Origin of the sequence: Rahnella bonaserana (assembly GCF_019049675.1) — a bacterium.
GTDB classification, from domain to species: domain Bacteria; phylum Pseudomonadota; class Gammaproteobacteria; order Enterobacterales; family Enterobacteriaceae; genus Rahnella; species Rahnella bonaserana.
In genome coordinates this window covers 339,845-362,698 of sequence record NZ_JAFMOW010000064.1, presented here as the reverse complement: position 1 = coordinate 362,698, position 22,854 = coordinate 339,845, and the positions used below count along the sequence as shown (strand labels likewise).

Below are 22,854 nucleotides of genomic sequence, written 5' to 3'. Positions count from 1 at the left end.
CGCCCCCGCCCCCGCCGCTGCCTGCTCAATCAGTTGCGCCACTTCTTTTGGATGGGATTCATACACCGAATGACTGGCACCGGCGATTTCGACGGTGTGGCTGTGCGCGCGTTTGGCGTACATACGTTCTAAATCCGGGTTAATGATTTTGTCGGACTTGGCCACCATGTACCAGCTCGGTTTCATTTTCCACGCCGGATCAGGAATGTTAGCGGTAAACACGCTGGCGGAGGTTAGCATTTGTGCCTGCGCTTCAAATTGCGCCTGTTTAAGCGGCAGATCGGCAGCGAAATCCGCCGGGAAGTTGGCCGGATTGATGTAGAGGAAACCGTCCGGCGTTTTTACAAACGGATGTGCGGCGTTCGGGAATTTCTTACCGTTAATCGCTTCGGTTTCCCCGTTATCCAGCGCATGTGCCGCGATATACACCAGTCCAGCCACGTGCGGATCGTTGCCTGCTTCAGTAATAATCGCGCCGCCATAACTGTGACCGACCAGAATCGCCGGACCGTTTTGCCTGTCCAGAATACGTTTGGTGGCCGCGACGTCATCGGTAAACGAGGTCAGCGGTTCCTGCACCAGCGTCACTTTATAGCCGTCGTGCGTCAGGATGTCATACACCGGACGCCAGCCTGAGCCGCCCACAAAGGCACCATGCACCAGCACGATATTTTTCACTGGAGCCGCCACGGCGGCCTGGGAACCCAACGCCGCCGTGGCAGCCAGTAACAATGTTGAAGCTAAACGTAAACGCATGGCACTTCCTCTTTTCGTTTTAAACCTGAATGAACATCAGTCTGTGGGGCCACTGTGAGCCTGACGGTCTGACAGAGAAGTGACGTGATGATGACAAAAACGTCATCAGGGCGGAGCTACCCCCCCGGCAGTGGAAACGTTTCCCCGGAGCGATCTGTATGTTTTTTAAGCGGGAGGGCGAGGTAGGGTTTTATATCTTATGTAAAGAAGGGCCTGTTTCATTACCTGCAACAGATTGAATGAAAAAACGTCAGAGAATATTCTCTTGTCTTAAAATAGTGGTCTATATTTACTCTGACTTTGATTCGGCCTGTGCAGTTTCGAAAGATGAAAGCCAAATTACCCAACCGTAAGCAGTGCATGATTAATACACGAAATGAGCATGTTGTGTTTTTATGTTATGTGTTTAGTATCAGTGTTTTAACTATAATGTAACCGTTGCCATTTACAGGCAGATAAAGACTGGCTTTTTATTCGGTGAAATTTCAAATGAAAGCGGTGTTTTATTTTATCCGCCAATAAATGCGGCATCAGGTCAATTAATCCACGAAGTTTACGCGGGGAATTAATTGGAAAGTCGCATGGTGATGCACACTGCGTGCGGTATTTTGTTAAAAAGTTATATTTGTAAAGTTGCGTATGTACTAACAGGAAGAAAAAATCTATAGTGAGCCCCCTTACGGCTCTCAATCAGATCGGTCGATTTATGTCTACTTCTAATGTCTAAAATTGAGAGATGTGTCTTATTTTTTGACCCAGCCTTTTAACACAAATAAAAGAACTCATAAAGTGAACGCCAAAACCTCTGCTTTTATCATCACGTTCTTGTCATTTTTGAACCCGGTTTCAGTCAGTTATGCGCAATCAGCGACCGACGCCCCGAAAGGCGATACGGACGATTCATCAGACTCTTCTTCCCTGATGATCATTAAACGCGAAATCAGCGGCGGCCTGTCAGAACTGGATACACCCGCAGCGGTCAGCGTGGTGGATGGCGACGATTTCAGAAACAGCAAAGCGCAGGTCAACCTGTCAGAAAGCCTCGGCAGTGTTCCGGGTTTGCAGGTGCAGAACCGCCAGAACTACGCGCAGGATCTCCAGCTTTCCGTGCGTGGCTTCGGCAGCCGTTCAATGTACGGCGTGCGCGGTGTGCGTATTTACGTGGATGGTATTCCGGCCACGATGCCGGACGGGCAGGGGCAGACCTCCAATATTGATTTGAACTCGGTAGAGCGCGTGGAAGTATTGCGCGGTCCCTTCTCGGCGCTGTATGGCAATGCCTCCGGCGGCGTGGTGAACGTGGATACCCAAACCGGTTCCCAGCCTGCAAAACTTGAAGCGGGCACTTATTTTGGCAGTTATGGCTCGTTTCGTAACAGCGTAAAAGCCAGCGGAGCGACCGGCGACGGCACGCACGCGGGTGATGTGAATTACCTGATTTCCGGTTCGCGTTTCACCACTGATGGCTACCGTGATCACAGCGGCACGCAGAAAAACCTCGGTAACGGCAAACTGGGTGTGCGTATTGACGATGCCAGCACCCTGACGCTGATGTTTAACAGCGTTTCTGTTGATGCGAACGATCCGGGCGGTCTGACCGAATCCGAATGGCATGACGACCCGACGCAGGCAAAACGCGCCGATCAATACAATGCGCGCAAATCGCTGGATCAGACGCAGGTCGGCCTGCGGTATCAGCGTCAGATGGGCGAGAACGATGAGTTCAGCCTGATGACCTATCATGGCGAGCGCCACACCACGCAGTACCAGACCATTCCGGCGGCATCGCAGAAGAATCCGCTGAACGCAGGCGGGGTGATTGTGCTGGAACGTAAGTATTCCGGCGTGGATACCCGCTGGAAACATGACGATCAAATAGGTTCTGTGCCGTTCTCCGTTACCGGCGGTCTGGATTATGAAACCATGACCGAGCGCCGTTTCGGTTACGAAAACTTCAATGATGAAGGCGATCTGGGCGTAAAAGGCGACGAACGTCGCAATGAAAAGAACGTGATGTGGAACCTCGATCCCTATCTGCAAACCACGTGGAATCTGACACCGCGCTGGACGCTGGATGTCGGGGCACGCTACAGCACCGTGAGTTTTGACTCACAGGATTATTACATCACCGGCAAAAACCCGGACGACAGCGGTTCGCGCCTTTATCACAAACTGCTGCCGATGGCCTCACTGAACTATGCGGTGACGCCGGCGCTGAATACCTATATCTCTGCCGGTCGCGGTTTCGAGACGCCGACCATCAACGAGCTTTCGTATCGCACTGACGGCCAGTCCGGCCTGAATCTGGGTCTGGAACCTTCGACCAGCAACACCGTTGAACTGGGCAGCAAATGGCGCGTCGGCAATGGTTTAGTCACGGCAGCGGTCTTCCAGACTGATACTGACGATGAGTTAATTGTTGCAGAAAGTGTCGGCGGACGTTCGAGTTACACCAACGCCGGAAAAACACGTCGTCGCGGACTGGAACTGTCGTTAGATCAGCAGATTGAAGAAAACTGGCGCGTTAAAATGGCCTGGACATTGCTCGATGCCACCTTCCGCAATGAGACCTGCGGCGCCGGGGATTGCACACCCGCGGGCAACCGTCTGCCGGGTATTGCACGCAACATGGGCTACGCTTCACTGGAGTGGGCCCCGGTTGATGGCTGGCATGCTGGCGCAGATGTGCGCTACATGAGTGACATCGAAGTGAATGACGAAAACAGTGAACAGGCACCGGCTTATACCGTCGCCAGCGTGAATGCGGGTTATCGCTTCAACTGGAACAAAGTGACGCTCGACCTGTTTACCCGGGTCGACAACCTGTTTGACAGAAATTACGTCGGTTCTGTCATCGTCAATGAAGGCAACGGTCGCTATTTCGAGCCGGCACCTGGCAGAAACTACGGTGGCGGCGCTACGCTTTCTTATAGTTTCGAATAACTTTTAGTCAGTAATTTCAGTCAGCAGAACAACGAACCACGCGGTGTTGCCCGGCGCCTCCACTCAGGCAGGGCAGCACATGCAAGGAATGACACCCGGTGAGAACCGGATGTTCTTGAAGATTCGGGCGATGCCTGAATCGACGATTATAAAAAATCAGTAAGGTCATCAACTATGGAAACGAAAGCCTCGTTATCACGCATCGTCGTCATAATTACCGCTTTGTTCGCCGCGTTAAGCGGGATTTATCTTCTTGTCGGCGGTATCTGGCTGGCAAAATTAGGTGGTTCTCTTTATTACATTATTGCCGGTGTTATCTCGCTGGTTACCGCGTGGTTGTTGTATCGCCGCCGCTCTTCTGCATTATTGCTGTATGCAATCTTCCTGTTCGGCACCACGGTGTGGGCTGTGTGGGAAGTGGGCACAGACTTCTGGGCACTGACGCCGCGTCTGGACGTCACTTTCTTCCTGGGCCTGTGGATCCTGCTGCCAGTCGTTTATAACCAGATGCTGGTGAAAAACGCCTTCGCCCGCGGCGCTCTGGCGCTGTCTCTGGTGTTCACTGTGCTCGTGCTGGCGTACTCCGTCTTCAACGACCCGCAGGAAATCAACGGCACCCTGAAAGCTGCCGATGCTGCTCCAGCGGCGACGGACTCCGGCGTTCCAGCCAGTGACTGGCCGGCCTATGGCCGTACTCAGGGCGGTACCCGTTACTCGCCGCTGAACCAGATCAATGACAAAAACGTCAGCAAGCTGGATGTGGCATGGACATTCCGTACCGGTGACCTGAAAACCCCGAACGATCCGGGTGAAATCACCGACGAAGTGACGCCAATCAAAATCGGCGACATGCTGTACCTGTGTACGCCGCACCAGAAGCTGTTTGCTCTGGATGCCGCGACCGGTAAAGAGAAGTGGAAATTCGATCCGCAGCTCAATTCTAACCCGACCTTCCAGCACGTGACCTGTCGCGGTGTGTCTTATCATGAGACTACGCCTGCGGCACAAGGTGATGCTGCTAAGGGCGCGGCACCTGCTGTCTGTTCACGTCGTATCATTCTGCCTGTCAACGATGGCCGTCTGTTCGCACTGGACGCTGAAACCGGCGCACGTTGCCCGGCATTCGGTAACAACGGTGAGCTGAACCTGCAAGGCAACATGCCTTACGCTACGCCGGGTCACTATGAGCCAACATCACCGCCAATCATCACTAAATCAGTGATCATCGTGGCGGGTGCGGTTACCGATAACTACTCAAACCGCGAGCCTTCCGGCGTGATCCGTGGCTTTGATGTTGAGACCGGTAAACTGCTGTGGGCCTTCGATCCGGGCGCTGCTGAACCGAACAAAATCCCTGAGGATGGTCAGCACTTCACACCGAACTCCCCGAACTCATGGGCGCCTGCGGCTTATGATGACAAACTGGATCTGGTTTACCTGCCAATCGGTGTCGCCACACCAGATATCTGGGGCGGCAACCGTACTCCTGAGATGGAACGTTACGCGAGCGGCCTGCTGGCGCTGAACGCAACCACCGGTAAACTGGCCTGGTTCTACCAGACTGTTCACCATGACCTGTGGGATATGGACGTTCCGGCGCAGCCAACCCTGGCTGATATCACTGACAAGAGCGGCAACAAAGTTCCTGCGATTTATGTTCCGACCAAAACCGGTAACATCTTCGTGCTGGATCGCCGTGACGGTAAGCTGATTGTTGATGCACCTGAAAAACCTGTTCCGCAAGGCGCAGCGAAAGGCGACCACGTTTCTCCGACTCAGCCATTCTCCGAACTGACTTTCCGTCCGGAAGCCAAACTGACCGGTAAAGACATGTGGGGCGCAACGATCTATGACCAGCTGATGTGTCGTGTGATCTTCCACAAACTGCGTTATGAAGGCACCTTCACACCGCCATCCGAGCAGGGCACTCTGGTGTTCCCAGGTAACCTCGGCATGTTCGAGTGGGGTGGTATTTCTGTGGATACCGATCGTCAGGTGGCTATCGCTAACCCGATTGCTCTGCCATTCGTGTCTAAACTGATCCCACGTGGTCCTGGCAACCCTATGGAGCCAGATGAGAACGATAAAGGCGGTTCCGGTACTGAGACTGGCATTCAGCCACAGTACGGCGTGCCATTCGGTGTGACGCTGAATCCGTTCCTGTCTCCGCTGGGCTTCCCTTGTAAACAGCCTTCATGGGGTTACATCTCCGGCGTTGACCTGAAAACCAACGATATCGTGTGGAAAAAACGTATCGGCACCGTGCGCGACAGCTCACCATTACCGCTGCCGTTCAAAATGGGTATGCCAATGCTTGGCGCGCCGATTTCTACCGCCGGTAACGTGTTCTTCATCGCCGCGACCGCAGATAACTACCTGCGCGCGTTCGATATGAGCAACGGTGACAAACTGTGGGAAGCTCGTCTGCCAGCAGGCGGCCAGGCGACCCCAATGACTTACTCTGTGAATGGCAAGCAGTACGTTGTTATCGCAGCAGGCGGTCACGGTTCGTTCGGCACCAAACTGGGCGATTACATCATCGCTTATGCACTGCCAGACGCTGACGCTAAATAATTAGCTGTCATAAGCTCTGAAATCTGAAAGGCCGCGAATGCGGCCTTTTTTATGGCTACAACGCCCGTAGCCATCGCGCCGGATTTCCGGCGTAAACGCCTTTCACCGTGATGTCTTTCGTCACTACGCTTCCCGCACCAATCACTGCGCCATCGCAGATTGTGACGCCCAGAATGGTCGCACCGCTGCCAACAGACACATCGTTACCCACGCGGATCCTGGCCCATGAATCCCGGTCGGGATTGGGTTTTCCTGCCTCAAACATATCGTTCGCAAACATCACGCCGTGACCGATAAAGCAGTTTTCCCCGACAGTGACATATTCACAAATAAAGGTATGCGACTGGATTTTTGTCCCCCGTCCGATGCTGGTGTTGGCCTGAATTTCCACAAAGGGCCCGACAAAAACGTCATCACCGAGAGCACAGTCATACACATTAGCGGGTTGGTAAATCACCACATCCTGGCCTGCTTTCACATTACGGATTTGCACGTTGCGTTGGGTGTAGGGCATTTTATTTCTCCTGACAGAAGAGGTGCTGCGAACTCCCTGTGGCTGCTATTTCCCGCAACCCGTCACTTGCGGATAATTGCGGCAAACCAGCATGAGTTTATGTTTCGGTTCAAAGCCTTTATCCAGCATACATTGCTGAACTTTGGCGGCTTTCAGGACGGTCGGGTCAAAAAGGCCCGAGCCCAGCGGTTTCGGATATCCGCATTCATACATTACCTGTAACGCGAGCTTGTCATTCTCAGCTGCGTGCGAAAAATGCCGTGAGGCACCCGCTTTACGCCAGCTAATGAGTTGGTATTCATTCCGGCCTGAATCCGGTTTGATCGGATGAAAACCCTCATCAGCGACAAAAGGCAGTGCTTCGAGCTGTCGCTGACTGAGCGGGTGACCCTGTTGTTTCTCGATGCAGGCAGGGGTGTTTTTGTAATAATCGCAAATGTGAAAACCCCCCTTATAGGTAAATCCTTTCCCCTCCATGCACTGGTAATACAGCACCGATTCATTATCGGTAAAAGAAGGTTCCGGCCCCGGAAGCGGGACGCCGCATTGACCCATTGCAACACGCGCATCATCTATGTTGCTGCCAGGGCGCTGCCACTGGGTTAAATCAGGCGGAGGAGGACATCCGGTGAGCAGAAAAACCGAACCAATGAGTGCAGATGAAGAAACCAGAGAAAAATAGCGAGGCATATAAATCCTTTATTTATAATGATGATCCAGATTTCATTCAGCCATTACTAAGAAGCACAACCTTCTGGCTTAAACACCCGGGTGGTGGAGGCCGGATTGTTTGCCAGTTTATTTGCCGGTCTGCGCGGGCGTGCGACAAGTTCTCCGCCGCAATTGGGGCATATCCCGCTCAGTTTATCTTCGGCACAAGGGACACAGAATGTGCATTCAAATGAACAAATTCTGGCGTCAGCAGCCGGGGGCAGATCGGTGTTGCAGCACTCGCAATTGGGTCTCAGTTCCAGCATAGAATTTATCCTTGAGCAGCATGTGTAAGTTTTAGCCATTTTGCAGGTGAGCGGCAGTATTTCGCAAGCGGCTCACGCTGATCACTATCGCCAGCACCGTCGCAATCACCGCCACCCACAGACTGACCCTCACAGCTAACGCTTCATGTAATACGTTGCTGGCAGAATAAATGGTCAGGATAACGCCGACGCACGCCGCTCCCAGACACTGGCCAAATGTGCGCATGATCGCCAGTACGCCGGAGGCATAACCGCTGTTTTCCCGCGAAGCGCTGGAGAGCATTTCACGATTGTTCGGGCTCTGGAAGCAACCGAAGCCCAGACCGCAGATAAAGCTTCTCAGGCCGATATCCCAGACTTGGGCATGTTCCGGCAACTTTGCCAGCAGCACTAAACCCAGTGCGAAAACGCACAATCCTGCGGTCGAAATGATCGCTGCCGGATAGCGGTCGGCATAACGTCCGGCATGCGGCGCGGCCAGAATAATCCCCAGCGGCCAGGGCGTGAAAAGCAGTGCGGAGACAAAAGCACTGTAGCCATAGACGCTCTGGAAAAGGAACGGCAGCGCGACAAAGGTAATCCCCTGGCTGATAAACGACGCCAGCGAAGTGAACGCCGCCAGCGTGAACCGGCTGGAAGCAAACATTCCAAGCGGCAGCAACGGTTTTGGTGCGCGATGCTGACGCCAGACAAAGGCCATGCCTGCGATCACTGCAATCAGCCCGTAAGTTATGGCGGTCATGAGTTCATGGCTGCCGGGGTGCGAAAAGGAATCCGCCGCCATAATCAGTGCGCCAGGCGCTACGGCAGACAACACCGCGCCGGAGACATCAAACGGAGATTGGGTCGCGGCGGGATTAGCCGGAACCACGCGCAGGGTGAGGATAATAGCCATCACGCCCAGTGGAATATTAATGGCGAACAGCCACTGCCAGCTCATCCCTGACAGTATGGTTCCGCCCAGCACCGGCGCTATCGCCGTGCTGGTGGCAATAATCAGCGCGTTCAGGCCCAGTATTCGCCCGAGCAGCCGGTTGGGAAACACCGAGCGCAAAATCGCCGGGCCGATGCTCAGCGTGGCCGCCGCACCGATACCCTGAAGCACCCGCATGAAAATCAGCGTATCGAGGGAGGACGACAGCGCACAACCCAAAGAGGCGAGGGTAAAGACCGTCAATCCGGCGGCAAACAGCCGACGAAAGCCGATGTGGCTGGCGAGCGCGGCAAATATCGCCAGCGTCATGGAGGCAGAAAGCAAATAACCGTTAGAAACCCAGACGGCAGCGCCCGCCGGGATGTTCAGTGCCCGCGCAATTTGCGGCAAGGCAATATTAACCATCGAGCCGTCAAAAACCGCCATTGTTGCCATGGTCATAACTGCGGCCATGGCCAGTCCGCGCTCGCGACCCGGTAACCCTTCGTCGCCCGGTTTGTCGGAAAATAATTCCATTACACTTTCACCTTATTAATATTGAGTCAGGCAACTATAGCGGGAGGTCATATAGTGCGGAAGACGCAGCATCTGCACTTAATACCTGCACCAAACGCCTTCTCTCCTTATTGCTGTTGCGTTACTCTGTGCAGATGACTGAACCCGATCTGAACTTACTTATTGCACTTGATGTGCTGCTGGCTGAAGCAAGTGTAGCCGGTGCTGCCCGACGTCTGGGATTAAGCGCCTCTGCCATGAGCCGTACGCTGGGTCGCCTGCGCGATACCACCGGCGATCCGCTGCTGGTGCGCGCCGGACGAAATATGGTGCTGACGCCTTACGCGGAAGAAATCCGCCAGCGCGCCCGTAATGCCAGTTTTGAAGCCCGTGCCTTGCTGCGGCCTTCATCCGCAGATTTCAACGTCGCCAGACTTGAGCGGACTTTCCTGATCCGCTCCAACGACGGTTTTGTGGTGGCATTTGGCGCAGCGATGATTGCCGCGGCGGCGCAGGTTGCCCCGTCAGTGTGTTTGCGATTTATGCCAAAACCGGAAAAAACCTCGAATGCGTTGCGGGAAGGGCGGGTCGATCTTGAGATTGGCGTTTTAGGCGAAATGGGGCCGGAAATTCGTTTACAGACGTTATTCCGCGACAGGTTTATGGGCGTGGTGAGAAAAGGCCATCCGCTGGCGGGTGAGAAAATGATTACTGCAAACGAGTATGTGTCTTTCGGACATGTTGTCGTTTCGCGCCGCAACAGCACCTATGGGCCTGTGGATGACGCGCTGGCCGAAGTCGGACTGAAACGGAAAATCGCCGCCGTCGTGCCGGGGTTTTCTGCCGCGCTGGCGATTGCACAACACTCTGATCTGGTGGCATTGATCCCCGCTTCATTATTCATTGCTGACCCAGACCGGTTACATGCGTTTGAACTGCCGGTGAACACCCGCGAAATCACAATATCTCAGATGTGGCATCCGCGTTCAGAAGTGGACCCGGCGCACCGCTGGTTGCGACAACTGGTGCTCAGTGTATGCCGGGAAAAAGGGCCGCGTTAAACGAGGGAATAAACCCTACTCTTATTCAGCTTCCAGATAATGCTTCAGCGTCATGCGTAAATCGGGCGTTAATTCCTTGATGTTGTTAAGCATCCAGCGCAGATACATCGGATCGTCTTCGGCGATTTCGGCAATTTTCCTGCCGCGATATTTCCCAAACATCATGGTGCTGACCAGCGCCGGGCGGCCGGTAATGGTCACCATTTCTTGGGGCGTCCAGCCGGATTCATCCATGATGCGGATCAGCAGCGCGGCGGTGATATAGCAGTCAAACAGCGCACGGTGATGATGCAGGTCCGCAGGCGTGGCGACTTGCAGCTTGAGAGATTTGTAGAGCGCCATATTGCTGTACTTGATCCCCGGCCATAAACGACGGGAAAGTTTCACTGTGCAAATCCATTCGCCCGGCATTTCTGGCAGCATACGCTGGTCAAAACTGGCGTTGTGCGCCACATAATATTGACTGCCGTGATAGCGCGGAATGATCTCCTCAATCCACGGTTTATCGGCAACCATTGCTTCGGTGATTTTATGAATGGCCATCGCCTGATGGCTGATCGGACGATCCGGGCGCACCAGATCACTCATCGGATTAACGATTTTCCCGTTCTCAATATCGACGGAGGCCACTTCCACCACGCCACCCTGCAATCCGCAGGTTTCCGTATCAATAACACGCAACATTTTCTACTCCGGCTGATCACCAAATACTTTCAATACCGCTAGCCTAACGGAATGGCTTTCCTGTGCCCACTTTTCTGATCACAACTTTTTTCATCACAAACAAAGGCTGGATATCTCCCTGCACTCACTCCGTCTATTTCCTGTACAGATCACAGTTCGCCTCTCTTTCGTGAAAATGCTCACATTCATCCGTGCAGATGCCCAAACAAACCCGGAAATTTTCGGCTTTTAGCTGTGGAAAAGGGATCACAAACTGGCTAAGTTCATTATTGAAACGCTATTTTATTATTGTTGGATTGCGGTTTTAAGGAAGTGTGAGTGCGCTCACATTGCTGAATGAACACGCAATTGCGGCGCGCCCTGAAGGGCGTTAACTCACTCAGTAATGGCAGGTATCGCTGTGAAAATAAGTTCCGTTGAAGTCTCTGTTTTTACTTATCCGACCCGTCGCGTTTCTGACAGCGCGGGTCATTCGCATCCGGGTGAAGAAAGTCAGGCGAAAATGGCGATGTTAACCATCACCACTGATGAAGGCGATTGCGGCTATTCGTTTGCACCGCCGGAAGTTGTGCGTCCGCACGTAGTGAATGCTTTTTTCAGAAAAGTACTGATCGGTCAGAATCCGTTCGACCGTGAACGTCTCTGGCAGGATCTGGTGCACTGGCAGCGCGGCAGTGCGCATCAGCTGACCGAAAGGGCGCTGTCGTTTGTCGAACAGGCATTGTGGGATTTGATTGGCCGCAAACTTAAGATGCCGGTGCACAAATTATTGGGCGGATTCCGCGAGAAAGTACCGGCGTACGGCAGCACCATGTGCGGCGATGAGCTGAAAGGCGGATTATCGACACCTGACGAGTTCGGCCAGTTTGCCGAAAAACTGGTCGCGCGCGGTTATCAGGCTATCAAACTGCACACCTGGATGCCGCCGGTGGCGTTTGCGCCGGATCCGAAAATGGACATCAAAGCCTGCGCCGCCGTGCGTGAAGCGGTCGGACCGGACATCGAACTGATGCTTGACGGCTATCACTGGTACAGCCGCAGTCAGGCGCTGACCATTGGTAAGGCGCTGGAAAAACTCAACTTTGCGTGGTTCGAAGAACCGATGGAAGAAGAGAGCATGGCGTCCTACGCGTGGCTGGCGGAAAACCTGTCGATTGACGTCATTGGGCCGGAAAGTCTCGGCGGTAAGCATCACAGCCGCGCGGACTGGGTGAAAGCCGGAGCCTGCGACATTTTACGTGCAGGTGCTAACGGCGTCGGCGGTATCTCGCCGTGTATGAAAGTCGCCAGTCTGGCAGAAGCCTTTGGCATGGATTGTGAAGTCCACGGCAACGGCGCGGCGAGTCTGGCAGTGGTCGGCGCTATCCGCAACTGTCGCTGGTATGAGCGCGGCCTGCTGCATCCGTTCCTCGAATACGATGAACCGGCTGCGTACCTGAACAGCATTGTTGATCCGATGGATGAACAGGGCTTTGTGCATCTTTCTGACCGCCCGGGCCTGGGTGAGGACATCAATTTTGATTATATAGAAACCCATACCGTCAGCCACGACTGACCTGCGGGCAGAAAAAATAATAAACCTCTGACTCTACCCGGAAGGTACATCATGAACTCTGGCAAAACGTGGGGCGCGTGGATTTTCGCGCTCCTGCTGATGGCCGCAGGCTGGACGGCGCAGGCGAAAACGCCGCCCGACCAGCTGATCATCGGCATGAACATGAATAACCTGTTAACGCTCGACCCCGCAGCGATGACCGGCAATGATATTGTCGGCATCGTGGTCAATCTTTATGACCCGCTGATTGAGCTCGATCCGCAACAACTCACCAATGTGCGACCGGCGCTGGCGACCTCGTGGGAGGTCAACGACGCCCGCAATCTCATCACGTTTCATCTGCGCGAAGGCGTGAAATTCCACTCAGGCAATCCGGTCACCGCCGACGATGTGGTGTGGTCGATGCGTCGCATTTTGCACCTCAATCTGGCACAGGCCTCGGTGTGGAAATCCTACGGATTCAGCAAAAAGAATGTCGACGAGATGGTGCGTTCGCCGTCACCCGGCATCGTGGAAATTCAGCTACCTAAACCTAACGACCCGAAACTGGTGATTTACTCGCTGGCGGCGCTCGGCAGCGTGGTGGCGCTGGACAGCAAAACCGTGCAGGCGCATGAAGTGAACGGCGACTGGGGTAACCGCTGGCTGACCACCAATGAAGCCGGTTCCGGGCCGTTTCGCCTCGATAACTGGCAGGCGAAGGACGTGCTGAACATGAGCCGGAACACACAGTACTGGCGCGGCGAACCTAAGCTTTCGCGCGTGGTATTTCGCCATTTTCAGGAATCCCAGACCTTACGTCTGATGATTGAAAAAGGCGATCTGGATATTGCCAATAACATGGCCGTGTCGGACGTTACCGCGCTCAGCCATGACCCGGCGATGCAGGTCGATCAGGTGAAAAAAGGCACTATTTATTACGTGGCGATGAGCATGAAAGAGCCGCATTTCGCCAACCCGAAAGTACGCGAGGCGGTGCGCTATCTGATTGATTATCAGGGCATCGGCAAAGCGCTGATGAACGGTTACGGCATTGTGCATCAGCGGCCGATTCAGGTCGGAATGCCCGCCACGTTGCCGGATCCCGGTTACCAGCTGGATATCCCACGTGCGAAAACTTTGCTGGCCGAAGCCGGTTATCCCGACGGTTTTGATACCACGCTGCGGGTGCTGGCCGATCAGCCATTCCTCAATATTGCGATTGCGGTGCAGTCGACGCTGATGCAGGCAGGCATTCGCGCCAAAATTGTCACCGGCACCGGTAACCAGATTTACGGCGCAATGCGCGAGCGTAAGTTCGACATGCTGGTCGGGCGCGGCGGCAGCGGCGTGGAACCGCATCCGCATTCCAGCCTGCGCGCGCTGGTTTACAACCCGGACAACAACGACGCGGCGCGGCTGACCAACTTTCAGGGCTGGCGCACCGGTTTTTACGACAAACGGCTGAACACGGATATCGATCAGGCGTTGCTCGAACGTGACCCGGAAAAACAAAAACAGGATTACTTTGCCATTCAGGAACGTTACGACGCGCTGATCCCGGCGCTGGTGCCGCTCTCGCAAATGGTTGATTCCATCGTAGTGCGTAAGGATGTCAAAAATTACCTGCCGCATCCTTCAGCAACCACTTTCCTGCGCGACGTCTGGAAAGATGATCCCGCTGACGCCCAGCCAACCGGAGGTAAAGGATTATGACCATGCAAATTCCGGCGCCTGCTTCAAAGCAAACGGCGCGGTTGTCATTCCCTGCCGGGCGTATCGGCAAACGGCTGGTCCAGGTGGCGGTCACGCTGTTCGGCCTGCTGTTGCTGACGTTTTTTATCGGCCGTGTGATGCCGGTGGATCCGGTGCTGGCGATTGTCGGACCGGACGCCGACCACAGCACTTATCAGCAGGTTTACCACCAGCTCGGTTTTGATAAACCCTTGTGGACGCAGTTCGGCATCTACCTTTCCGGGCTGGCGCACGGCGATTTAGGCAACGCGCTGCTGACCGGCAAACCGGTGACGCAGGACATTCTTCGCGTGTTCCCGGCGACGATGGAACTGGCGACGCTGGCGATCATTCTCGGCGCAGGCGTCGGCATTCCGCTTGGCGTGCTGGCGGCGGCAAAACGCAACAGCATCGCCGATTACGTGGTGCGTATCATCAGCCTTGCTGGTTATTCCACCCCGATATTCTGGGTCGGCATGATGGGTTTACTGGTGTTTTACGCCTGGCTCGGCTGGGTGGGCGGTGCCGGACGGGTAGATTTCAGCCTCGACGGGCAGGTCACGCGCCACAGCGGTTTTATGCTGATTGACGCGCTGATCGCCGGAAACTGGGAAGTGTTCCGCAATGCGCTTAATCACCTGATTTTGCCTGCGTCACTGCTGGGTTTTCACTCGCTGGCTTACATCAGCCGTATGACCCGCAGCTTTATGCTGGCGCAGCTTTCGCAGGAATTCATCATCACCGCCCGTGTGAAAGGGCTCAGCGAATGGCATGTGCTGTGGAATCACGCGTTCCGCAACATTCTGGTTCAGTTGCTGACCGTGGTGGCGCTGGCCTACGGCTCGCTGCTCGAAGGCGCGGTGCTGATCGAAACTGTGTTCTCGTGGCCGGGCTTCGGTTCGTATCTCACCAGCAGCCTGATGTTAGGTGACATGAACGCGGTGATGGGTTGCGTGCTGGTGGTCGGCATGATTTTCGTGGTGCTGAATTTACTCTCTGATCTGCTTTATCAGGTCTTTGACCCGAGGACAAAAGTATGACGATCTCCCTCGATTCCGTCACGCTCAGCGCAGGCGATGAAAAACGTCAGCGCGTGAAAAGGGCGTTTGGCCGCGTCGGTCATTTTCTGTGGCAGATGGCGTCTAATCCGCTCACTGCTATCGGTGGCGCGATTGTTCTGGTGCTGATGATTGTGGCGATATTCGCGCCGTGGATCGCGCCGTTTCATCCGCTGGTGCAGGATTTAAACAACGCGCTCAGCCCGCCGTCGGCGGCACACTGGTTCGGCACCGACGAGTTTGGCCGCGATATCTTCAGCCGTCTGGTGTATGGATCGCGCATCACGCTTTACATCGTGTTGCTGGTGTCGGTCACCGTCGGACCGCTCGGGTTGCTGCTGGGTGTCACCGCCGGTTATTTCGGTGGCAAAACGGACATGGTGCTGATGCGCGTCACCGACATCTTCATCTCGTTCCCGAGTCTGGTGCTGGCGCTGGCGTTTGTCGCTGCGCTTGGGCCGGGGCTCGAGCATGTAGTGATCGCCATTACGCTCACCGCGTGGCCGCCGATTGCGCGTCTGGCACGTGCTGAAACGCTCTCCTTGCGACAGGCCGATTTTATCTCAGCGGTGCGTTTGCAGGGTGCGAGTCCGCTGCGGGTGCTGTGGCGTCACATTGTGCCGCTGTGCCTGCCGTCCGTCATCATCCGCATCACCATGAACATGGCCGGGATTATTCTGACCGCCGCCGGTCTGGGCTTTCTCGGGCTTGGCGCACAGCCGCCGGATCCGGAGTGGGGCGCGATGATTTCCAGCGGTCGTACTTACATGATGGAGTGCTGGTGGGTGGCGACCATTCCCGGTCTGGCGATCCTGATTAACAGTCTGGCGTTCAACTTTTTAGGAGATGGCCTTCGTGACATCCTCGATCCCCGAAATGACTGACGCTCCGGCGTTACTCGATGTGCAGGACCTGCACGTCAGCTTTGTGAATGGCCGTCAGGTGACGCAGGCAGTTCGCGGCGTGTCTTTCCAACTGGGGCGCGAAAAACTGGCGATTGTCGGTGAGTCGGGCTCTGGGAAATCCACCGTAGGTCGCGCGTTATTGCATCTGCATCCTTCAAAAGCGCAGATCACCGCCAGCAAAATGCAGTTCGCCGATGTCGATTTGCTGCGCGCCAGTCCGAAGCAAATGCGTCAGGTACGCGGCAAGCGTATTTCTATGATTATGCAGGACCCGAAATATTCGCTGAATCCGGTGCTGTGCGTGGGCGACCAGATCGCCGAGGCGTGGCGGTCGCACCACAAATGTTCGTATCAGGATGCCAAAAGCAAAGTGCTGAACATGCTTGATGTGGTGCGCATCCGGGATCCGGAACGGGTGTACGGCCTGTATCCGCACGAGATTTCTGGCGGGCAGGGGCAGCGCATCATGATTGCAATGATGCTGATCACCGATCCGGAAATGGTGATTGCCGATGAACCGACCTCGGCGCTCGATGTGTCCGTTCGTTTACAGGTGCTGGCGCTGCTCGACGACCTGGTGAAAACGCGCGGTCTGGGGCTGATTTTTATCAGTCACGACATCAATCTGGTGCGCAGTTTCTGCGACCGCGTGCTGGTGATGTACGCCGGACGCATCGTGGAATCCATCGCTGCCACCGATTTGGATAACGCGCAGCATCCGTACACGCGCGGCCTGCTGAACGCGCTGCCGGACATGGATAACCGTCGTTATCCGCTGCCGGTAATGCAACGGCAGGCCAGCTGGCTGACCGATTAAGGAGCCGACATGACAGCTAAAACCATGATTGACGTGCGTAACCTGAACCTGACGTTTGGCGAAGGCGCGAAAACCACGCAGGTGCTGACGGATGTGAATATCGCCGTGCGTGAAGGCGAGATTTTCGGGCTGGTGGGGGAATCCGGTTCCGGCAAAACCACGGTACTGAAATGTCTGGCGGGGTTGTTTACTCACTGGAAGGGCGAGCTGGAAATCGATGGCCAGCAGCTTGAGCACCGCATCGGGCGCGACCGCTGTCGTCTGGTGCAGATGGTGTTTCAGGATCCGTACGGCTCCTTGCATCCGCGCCATACCATTGGCGACATTCTGGAAGAGCCGCTGCAAATTCATCGCATCGATCAGCGTGATCAGCGCATTAATAATATTCTGGAGAAAGTCGGCCTGAACCGCGCGTTCCGCAGCCGGTATCCGCACCAGCTTTCCGGCGGACAGCGCCAGCGCGTGGCAATTGCGCGGGCACTGATCCTCAAACCGCGCGTTTTACTTCTCGACGAACCGACTTCTGCGCTGGATGTGTCGGTACAGGCGGAAATCCTCAATTTGCTGTTCGATCTTCAAAAAGAGGAAGGTCTGACCTATCTGATGGTCACGCACGATCTGGGCGTTATAGCCCATCTTTGCCAGCGCGTCGCGGTGATGAAATACGGCAAAATCCTCGAAACGCTGGAAACCGATGCCTTGCTGCGCGGCGATATCACGGACGATTACACCCGCGTGCTGGTCGACGCCAGCCGCGACTACAGCCGTGAAATGGCGGCGAAAGTGATGCTGTAGGATGGGGACTGGCAGTATTTCCCCGTCTGTTACAGCGTATTTTTCATAACATTTCCGTCTTTCACAATAACGCGGAATGCTTCTTCCGGCCGGGCGATAAGCTCAATATCTGTCAGCGGATCGCCGTCTACGACGATCATGTCTGCCAGCGCACCCGCTTCAATAACGCCCAACTTACCGGGGTACGGATTGCGGGGGCCGGAGAGGGCGCATAGCTCGGCGTTCACGCTGGTGGCCATTTTCAGGATCTCCACCGGGGTGTACCAGCGCACCAGTTTGGCTAACTGCGCGCCCTGACGGGTGGCGAGATGAGCGTCAAACAGAGTGTCCGTGCCCCAGGCGGTTTTGATGTTGTATTTTTTGGCAAGCTGGTAAGCCGTATCAGTCCCCGCAGACATTACAAGCTGTTTGGCGCGCGATGCAGGCGTCGCCATCGGCACCGCATCTTCATCATCGAGGAAAGGCTGCAGACACCACCATATATGCTGTTGCGCCATCAACTGCACCGTGTCTTCATCCACCAACTGGCCGTGTTCAATGCACTTCACGCCACCTTTGATTGCCATCGACACCGCCCGCGCCGTGTAGGCGTGCACGGTCACATATGTTCCCCAGTTTTCCGCTGCGGTCACCGCCGCCTGGATTTCTGGTACGGAACCTTCGGTGACATCGATGCCGTCATACATTGAGGCGACGCCACCGCCCGCCATGAACTTAACCTGCGATGCGCCGCGCATCAGTTGCTCCCGGGCACGCAACAGAACCTGATCAGCTCCATCAGCGATCGCCGTGATCCCAATCCGTTCGATATAACTCAGGTTGTCGCCGGGTGCGCGCGGTACTTCATGCAGCAGCCGGAAATCGCCATGTCCGCCGGTTTGCGAAATAAATGCACCCGATGGATAGATACGTGGCCCCGGCGTTATCTGTTCGTCAATCGCCCGTTTCAGGCCAAAGACCGGGCCGCCCATATCGCGTACAGTGGTAAAACCACGCAATACCGTCGCCTGCGCCTCAGCAATCGCCAGCGCCTGAATATAGTTAAAATCAGCCGTCATAGCGGTCATCATTGACGGACGCGCCATGATCGCATGCCAGTGGGCATCAATCAGCCCCGGCATTAGAACACCGCCTGCACCATCAATTATCGTGGCATTCTGAGGTAATGGTGTGCCCGCCGTTTCGATGGCCTTAATCACATTGCCTTCAATAATGACCTGCAAATCTTCGCGCAGCTCGTCAGAAACACCGTCGAAAATTCGCACATTTATGAACGCTTTCAGGTGCGCAGATGTCGCCGTTGTGGCCTCACGGAGGGATTTTTCGCCCGGTAGAGCCGCGGAAACTGTTGCAGCGGTGATGGGCGGTGCTTTTGCGGCTTCCCGGGTCAGGACTGTGTTGATTCGTACAAAGGCGGGGCTGTGGCACAGACAAGCTTCAGAATGTTCGTGAGTCGGATAATTCAGAGGTGTTTGTCGCATAAAGCAGTGTTCCTCAGCAGTCAGTCAGGCTTATGCATTCAGAATGCTAATTATTTTTAATAAAGAAGCAGATAACTTCATTCTAAGGTTAAAAGCTTACCGCGTAAATTTTTAAGGTTATCTCTCTTCGCTATATAAAGTTGTCTGGAACGCCAATATAAAGCGGCTTTAAAACCAGGGACTTGACAGAATAATAGTGACGCTTTAATTTCGTTGATACTATCAACTTTCAGGGTTAATCATGTCGGCCATTCACAGGATCCGTACCGAGCTCCGCTATCTTGTCAGGGAGCTCGGGCTGCTGGATAAAAATTGTTTTCGTTCGGGTTTATCCCTCACGCAGGCCCATCTGCTGACCTATCTGTCAAAGAATGGCGTGACGTCTTTTGCCGAATTATGCCTGCAGCTGAGTATGGATAAAGCGTCGCTGAGCCGGACGCTGAACGTGCTGGCGGGGAAAAATTATGTTGAACCGGTGGCGGGTGTCAAAGACAAACGGCAGAAAAGTTTTCAGCTGACGGCGGCGGGTACGCGGAGTTTAGAGACTGCGGATGACGCGGCGGATAATGAATTTTCATTTATTGATAATGAAATGGAGCTACAGGAGGTACAGGAAATCATAAAGGGATTACGGACGCTGAGAGTGAATACTTTCCGGCGTAATGCCGCACGTCATCCGCAAAGAATACAAATTGAAATTATGCGCAGTCATTACCTGCCGGAAGTCACGAAACTATTAACTGAGACCTTTGCGCAGGAGCAGAATATTCCGGCGGAACTGATTTCATTACCGCCGCAGTTGAAAAGTCAGAGCTGGATAGTCCGCTCGGGGGAATATGTTCTCGGCACCGTCGCCGGCTGGTATGAAAATAATCACTGGCACTGGGGAAGATTTGCGATAAATCCCTGCTATCGCGGTATGGGGATCGGTAAACAGCTGGCGCGTGTTTCATTGCAGGAGATGCTGGAGCAAACGGATAAAGTGCTGCTGGATGCGCGGGATTCCACGGTGAAAATCATCAGTGATCTGGGCGGTGTAATCACCGGCCCGACCACTGATTTTTACGGCATGCCGATTACACCGATGCGCCTTAAAAAAGAAGATTTTCAAAACGCGACCGCCTGACCGGTCGCGTTCCTGTTGCCTCAGCCTGCGTTGCCCCATCTGCGTTTCAGGTAGCTGACGGCTTCCTGCGTCTGCGGCTGGTTGAGGTAGTTTTCCCTGAACAGAATCGTGCCCTGAATTTGCGGGTTGGATTCATTCATATCGAGCTGTTTTTTCAGCTCCGGCACGCCGCCGCTAATCATCCAGTCCGGTTCACTTTTTGAAGGCTCACCCACTTTATAAAGTGCGACGCCGATATAAAGGCGCGTATGGGTGGGTTTTACGACATCAGCCCACCACTGCGCCAGCACATCATAACGCGCGGCTTTGCGGGCAAAAGGCCAGTAAAGTTGCGGGGCGATGTAATCAAGCAAACCCTGCTGCACCCAGAGACGGGTATCGGCATACGCCTCATCATAAGCCGCCGCGCCAGAGGTGCGGGAACCTGCCGGATCGTGCGATACATTCCGCCATACGCCTGCCGGACTGACGCCAAATTCTACGCCGGGTTTCAGCTGTTTAATGGTGCGCGAAACCTGCTCAATCAGCAGCTGGGTATTGTGGCGTCGCCAGTCAGCTTTCGAGGCAAATCCCTGTCCGTAACGCCGGAACGTCAGATTATCGTCGAGCGTCGAACCCGGCGCTTCAGTATAGAAATAGTCATCAAACTGCACGCCATCCACCGGATAACGTGACACCACTTCGGCTACGATACTGGTTATCCAGTCGCGCGCTTCAGGAATACCGGGGTCGAGCACAAAGCGGTCGCTGGCGGTGCGGATCCAGTCGCGGTGCAGGACAAATACGCTGGCAGGGTGCAGCGGCAGCGTATTGTTCAGTTCGGTCACGGTGGAAGGCTTGGTGTTGACCGACACGCGGTAAGGGTTAAACCAGGCGTGGACTTTCATCCCGCGCTTGTGCGCTTCATCGAGCATAAACTGCAGCGGGTCATAGCCCGGATCCTGGCCGATTTTGCCGGTCAGCGTATCCGACCACGGCAGGATTTTAGACGCCCACAGCGCCGTGCCATCCGGTTTTACCTGGAAGAACACGGTGTTTATACCGAGACTTTGCAACTTGTCGAGTTTGTCAGTCAGTGCCTTTTTCTGCTGGCTGATGCGTGCAGACGGGCTGCTGGCTGTCACCGAAGATACCGGCGGCCAGTCGAGGCGGGAAACCGTCGTCAGCCAAACTCCGCGCACAGGCTCATGCGACGGCGCAGCTTTGCCCGGCTGCGGGTGTTTGGTTACCGGTGGCTGCGGGGTCACCAGCGATTTCGGCGGCGTGGATGAGCAACTGGCCAGTAAAAGGGCCAGTCCCATCAGGGCCGCTGATTTTTTCAAGATCCTGATCGCTGAAATGTGATGAGAACGGGCGATGATGAACTCCATTTTTCTTGTAATCGCGGGGACAGACAGCAGATTAGCTGCTTAGTGTCGCGAGCTTTATAATCAGGGTTAATTTTCCCTGTAATCAGATATTAACGCAATTTTCGCTGACGTCTTTTTGCTATCCACTGGCGAAATATTCCTTCGGCGCTTACCGTCAGGATCCCCAGCATGATCAGCAACGCACCGGCAATAAAGTTGATTCTCAGTGGCTCATGCAGAAAAACCACACCCGCAATAATGCCGAAAACCGGCGTCATAAACGATAGGATCCCCAGGCGCGAAGCCTGATAACGGCGCATCAGGCTGAACCACGCCAGATAACTGCCGAACGTCACGATCACGGTCTGGAACACCATGCTGCTGACCGAAACCGGCGTGAGGCGAAACTGCGTCTGACCGGTCAGCAACGCCATTGCGCCGAGCAAAACGAACGCGCCTGCCAGCTGATAAAACAGCGTCATAGTAGCGCTGCCGGAAGATAACGCGCTGCGGCGCACCACGATAGTGGTCATGCCCCAAAAGGCACCGGCCAGCAGGCCGAAGAAATCGCCGAGCAGCATATTGCTGGCCTGCGGTGCAGCAGAATTATTGCCGCCAAACAGGAAAGCGACAATTACGCCGAGAAAGGTGATGCCGACGCCGGACCATTGCAGGCGGCTCAGGCGTTCTTCCGGCACCAGAAAATGCAGACCGAGCGCAGCGAAAATCGGTGCGGTATACAGGAAAACCGCCATGTGAGCGGCAGTCGTGAACCGCAGGCCTTCGGCGACAAACATAAATTCGACGGAAAACAGCAAACCGACCAGCAATCCGGGGCGCAGCGTCTGTGCGCTGAACGGGATTTTTCGCTGACGGATGAGCATCAGGATCATCACCGCCAGCCCCGCCATGCCCGAGCGCAGCGCCACCTGCAATAACGGCGTGATATCCGCTGCGGCGCTTTTGATCGCCACCTGCTGCACACCCCAGATAATACAAAGCCCAACCATCACGCTGCTGGCAAATCCGTCCAGCGGTTTACGCGAGTCCATTTTCTGTTTTCCTGTTCTGTTTTTATTGTCATAAATCAGTCCAACAGATTAGCGCGAAACTATAA

19 protein-coding genes are annotated in these 22,854 nt (G+C 54.8%); 10 read left to right on the top strand and 9 right to left on the bottom strand.

All coding sequences use genetic code 11. The features are described 5' to 3' along the window. Positions 1-756, bottom strand: a 756-nt coding sequence (locus J1778_RS15690; protein WP_217173959.1) for an alpha/beta hydrolase, incomplete at its 3' end; no start/stop codon positions are given. A gap of 789 nt (positions 757-1,545) precedes the next feature. Here J1778_RS15690 and pqqU point away from each other — a divergent pair. Continuing rightward, positions 1,546-3,699: a TonB-dependent receptor PqqU gene (gene pqqU, locus J1778_RS15685; protein ID WP_217173958.1), complete on the top strand. Its 2,154-nt coding sequence runs from the start codon at positions 1,546-1,548 to the stop codon at positions 3,697-3,699. Positions 3,700-3,873: 174 nt separating this feature from the next. Further along, the gene (locus tag J1778_RS15680) at positions 3,874-6,273 is read left to right on the top strand and encodes a glucose/quinate/shikimate family membrane-bound PQQ-dependent dehydrogenase (protein ID WP_217173957.1); all 2,400 of its coding nucleotides are present in this window, start codon (positions 3,874-3,876) and stop codon (positions 6,271-6,273) included. Between the two features lie 55 nt (positions 6,274-6,328). Here the strand turns inward: J1778_RS15680 and J1778_RS15675 are convergent, their stop codons facing one another. Genes J1778_RS15675 through J1778_RS15660 form a run of 4 tightly spaced genes read right to left on the bottom strand, consistent with a single transcriptional unit; the run spans position 6,329 to position 9,214 of the window. After that, positions 6,329-6,787: an acyltransferase gene (locus J1778_RS15675; protein WP_217173956.1), complete on the bottom strand. Its 459-nt coding sequence runs from the start codon at positions 6,785-6,787 to the stop codon at positions 6,329-6,331. A 45-nt stretch (positions 6,788-6,832) separates the two neighbouring features. After that, on the bottom strand, positions 6,833-7,477 hold the full coding sequence (locus J1778_RS15670; RefSeq protein ID WP_217173955.1) for a hypothetical protein: 645 nt from the start codon (positions 7,475-7,477) through the stop codon (positions 6,833-6,835). A 47-nt stretch (positions 7,478-7,524) separates the two neighbouring features. Beyond that, positions 7,525-7,764: a DUF1272 domain-containing protein gene (locus tag J1778_RS15665; RefSeq protein WP_120162917.1), complete on the bottom strand. Its 240-nt coding sequence runs from the start codon at positions 7,762-7,764 to the stop codon at positions 7,525-7,527. Between the two features lie 31 nt (positions 7,765-7,795). Beyond that, positions 7,796-9,214, bottom strand: a complete 1,419-nt coding sequence (locus tag J1778_RS15660; protein ID WP_217173954.1) for an MFS transporter — start codon at positions 9,212-9,214, stop codon at positions 7,796-7,798. 134 nt (positions 9,215-9,348) lie between these two features. Here J1778_RS15660 and J1778_RS15655 point away from each other — a divergent pair, with 134 nt between their 5' ends. Then, entirely contained in the window at positions 9,349-10,254 is a 906-nt protein-coding gene (locus J1778_RS15655) for a LysR family transcriptional regulator (RefSeq protein ID WP_217173953.1), read from the top strand. A 21-nt stretch (positions 10,255-10,275) separates the two neighbouring features. On the opposite strand, the gene exoX is transcribed toward J1778_RS15655, so the two are convergent. After that, complete coding sequence (gene exoX / locus J1778_RS15650) at positions 10,276-10,938, bottom strand: exodeoxyribonuclease X (protein ID WP_217173952.1); 663 nt, start codon at positions 10,936-10,938, stop codon at positions 10,276-10,278. A gap of 400 nt (positions 10,939-11,338) precedes the next feature. Here exoX and J1778_RS15645 point away from each other — a divergent pair, with 400 nt between their 5' ends. The 6 genes from J1778_RS15645 to J1778_RS15620 are packed head-to-tail and all read left to right on the top strand — an operon-like array spanning position 11,339 to position 17,781. Further along, positions 11,339-12,493 carry a mandelate racemase family protein gene (locus tag J1778_RS15645; protein WP_217173951.1) on the top strand — a complete coding sequence of 385 codons (1,155 nt, stop codon included), beginning with the start codon at positions 11,339-11,341 and terminating at the stop codon, positions 12,491-12,493. Positions 12,494-12,544: 51 nt separating this feature from the next. Continuing rightward, the gene (locus tag J1778_RS15640) at positions 12,545-14,188 is read left to right on the top strand and encodes an ABC transporter substrate-binding protein (protein WP_420804084.1); all 1,644 of its coding nucleotides are present in this window, start codon (positions 12,545-12,547) and stop codon (positions 14,186-14,188) included. 2 nt (positions 14,189-14,190) lie between these two features. After that, complete coding sequence (locus tag J1778_RS15635) at positions 14,191-15,246, top strand: ABC transporter permease (protein ID WP_420804087.1); 1,056 nt, start codon at positions 14,191-14,193, stop codon at positions 15,244-15,246. Continuing rightward, entirely contained in the window at positions 15,243-16,148 is a 906-nt protein-coding gene (locus J1778_RS15630) for an ABC transporter permease (RefSeq protein ID WP_217173949.1), read from the top strand. The genes J1778_RS15635 and J1778_RS15630 overlap by 4 nt, the downstream gene beginning before the upstream one ends. Further along, a complete protein-coding gene (locus J1778_RS15625; RefSeq protein WP_217173948.1) occupies positions 16,120-16,986 on the top strand; it encodes an ABC transporter ATP-binding protein in 867 nt (288 codons plus the stop codon). Before J1778_RS15630 ends, J1778_RS15625 begins: the two co-directional genes overlap by 29 nt. Before the next feature lie 24 nt (positions 16,987-17,010). Next, positions 17,011-17,781, top strand: a complete 771-nt coding sequence (locus J1778_RS15620) for an ABC transporter ATP-binding protein (protein ID WP_217173980.1) — start codon at positions 17,011-17,013, stop codon at positions 17,779-17,781. Between the two features lie 29 nt (positions 17,782-17,810). Here the strand turns inward: J1778_RS15620 and J1778_RS15615 are convergent, their stop codons facing one another. Then, positions 17,811-19,262, bottom strand: coding sequence for a metal-dependent hydrolase family protein (locus J1778_RS15615; protein WP_217173947.1), 1,452 nt, complete (start codon positions 19,260-19,262; stop codon positions 17,811-17,813). 241 nt (positions 19,263-19,503) lie between these two features. On the opposite strand from J1778_RS15615, the gene J1778_RS15610 reads away from it, so the two are divergent. Continuing rightward, positions 19,504-20,388 carry a GNAT family N-acetyltransferase gene (locus tag J1778_RS15610; RefSeq protein WP_217173946.1) on the top strand — a complete coding sequence of 295 codons (885 nt, stop codon included), beginning with the start codon at positions 19,504-19,506 and terminating at the stop codon, positions 20,386-20,388. Between the two features lie 20 nt (positions 20,389-20,408). Here J1778_RS15610 and J1778_RS15605 read toward each other — a convergent pair whose 3' ends face one another. Both J1778_RS15605 and J1778_RS15600 read right to left on the bottom strand, forming a co-directional pair. Continuing rightward, positions 20,409-21,758, bottom strand: a complete 1,350-nt coding sequence (locus J1778_RS15605; RefSeq protein ID WP_217173945.1) for a glycoside hydrolase family 10-like protein — start codon at positions 21,756-21,758, stop codon at positions 20,409-20,411. A gap of 89 nt (positions 21,759-21,847) precedes the next feature. After that, positions 21,848-22,789 (bottom strand): DMT family transporter, encoded by a 942-nt coding sequence (locus J1778_RS15600; RefSeq protein ID WP_217173944.1) that lies wholly within the window; start codon positions 22,787-22,789, stop codon positions 21,848-21,850. Positions 22,790-22,854: the final 65 nt, after the last annotated feature.

Bases quoted from the DNA above. Each gene is read 5' to 3' on its own strand.
- J1778_RS15610 (WP_217173946.1), top strand. From the start codon at position 19,504: ATGTCGGCCATTCACAGGATCCGTACCGAGCTCCGCTATCTTGTCAGG.
- J1778_RS15600 (WP_217173944.1), bottom strand. From the start codon at position 22,789: ATGGACTCGCGTAAACCGCTGGACGGATTTGCCAGCAGCGTGATGGTT.
- J1778_RS15680 (WP_217173957.1), top strand. From the start codon at position 3,874: ATGGAAACGAAAGCCTCGTTATCACGCATCGTCGTCATAATTACCGCT.
- J1778_RS15670 (WP_217173955.1), bottom strand. From the start codon at position 7,477: ATGCCTCGCTATTTTTCTCTGGTTTCTTCATCTGCACTCATTGGTTCG.
- J1778_RS15605 (WP_217173945.1), bottom strand. From the start codon at position 21,758: ATGGAGTTCATCATCGCCCGTTCTCATCACATTTCAGCGATCAGGATC.
- J1778_RS15620 (WP_217173980.1), top strand. From the start codon at position 17,011: ATGATTGACGTGCGTAACCTGAACCTGACGTTTGGCGAAGGCGCGAAA.
- J1778_RS15615 (WP_217173947.1), bottom strand. From the start codon at position 19,262: ATGCGACAAACACCTCTGAATTATCCGACTCACGAACATTCTGAAGCT.
- J1778_RS15640 (WP_420804084.1), top strand. From the start codon at position 12,545: ATGAACTCTGGCAAAACGTGGGGCGCGTGGATTTTCGCGCTCCTGCTG.
- J1778_RS15655 (WP_217173953.1), top strand. From the start codon at position 9,349: ATGACTGAACCCGATCTGAACTTACTTATTGCACTTGATGTGCTGCTG.
- J1778_RS15630 (WP_217173949.1), top strand. From the start codon at position 15,243: ATGACGATCTCCCTCGATTCCGTCACGCTCAGCGCAGGCGATGAAAAA.
- J1778_RS15660 (WP_217173954.1), bottom strand. From the start codon at position 9,214: ATGGAATTATTTTCCGACAAACCGGGCGACGAAGGGTTACCGGGTCGC.
- J1778_RS15675 (WP_217173956.1), bottom strand. From the start codon at position 6,787: ATGCCCTACACCCAACGCAACGTGCAAATCCGTAATGTGAAAGCAGGC.
- J1778_RS15635 (WP_420804087.1), top strand. From the start codon at position 14,191: ATGCAAATTCCGGCGCCTGCTTCAAAGCAAACGGCGCGGTTGTCATTC.
- J1778_RS15665 (WP_120162917.1), bottom strand. From the start codon at position 7,764: ATGCTGGAACTGAGACCCAATTGCGAGTGCTGCAACACCGATCTGCCC.
- exoX (WP_217173952.1), bottom strand. From the start codon at position 10,938: ATGTTGCGTGTTATTGATACGGAAACCTGCGGATTGCAGGGTGGCGTG.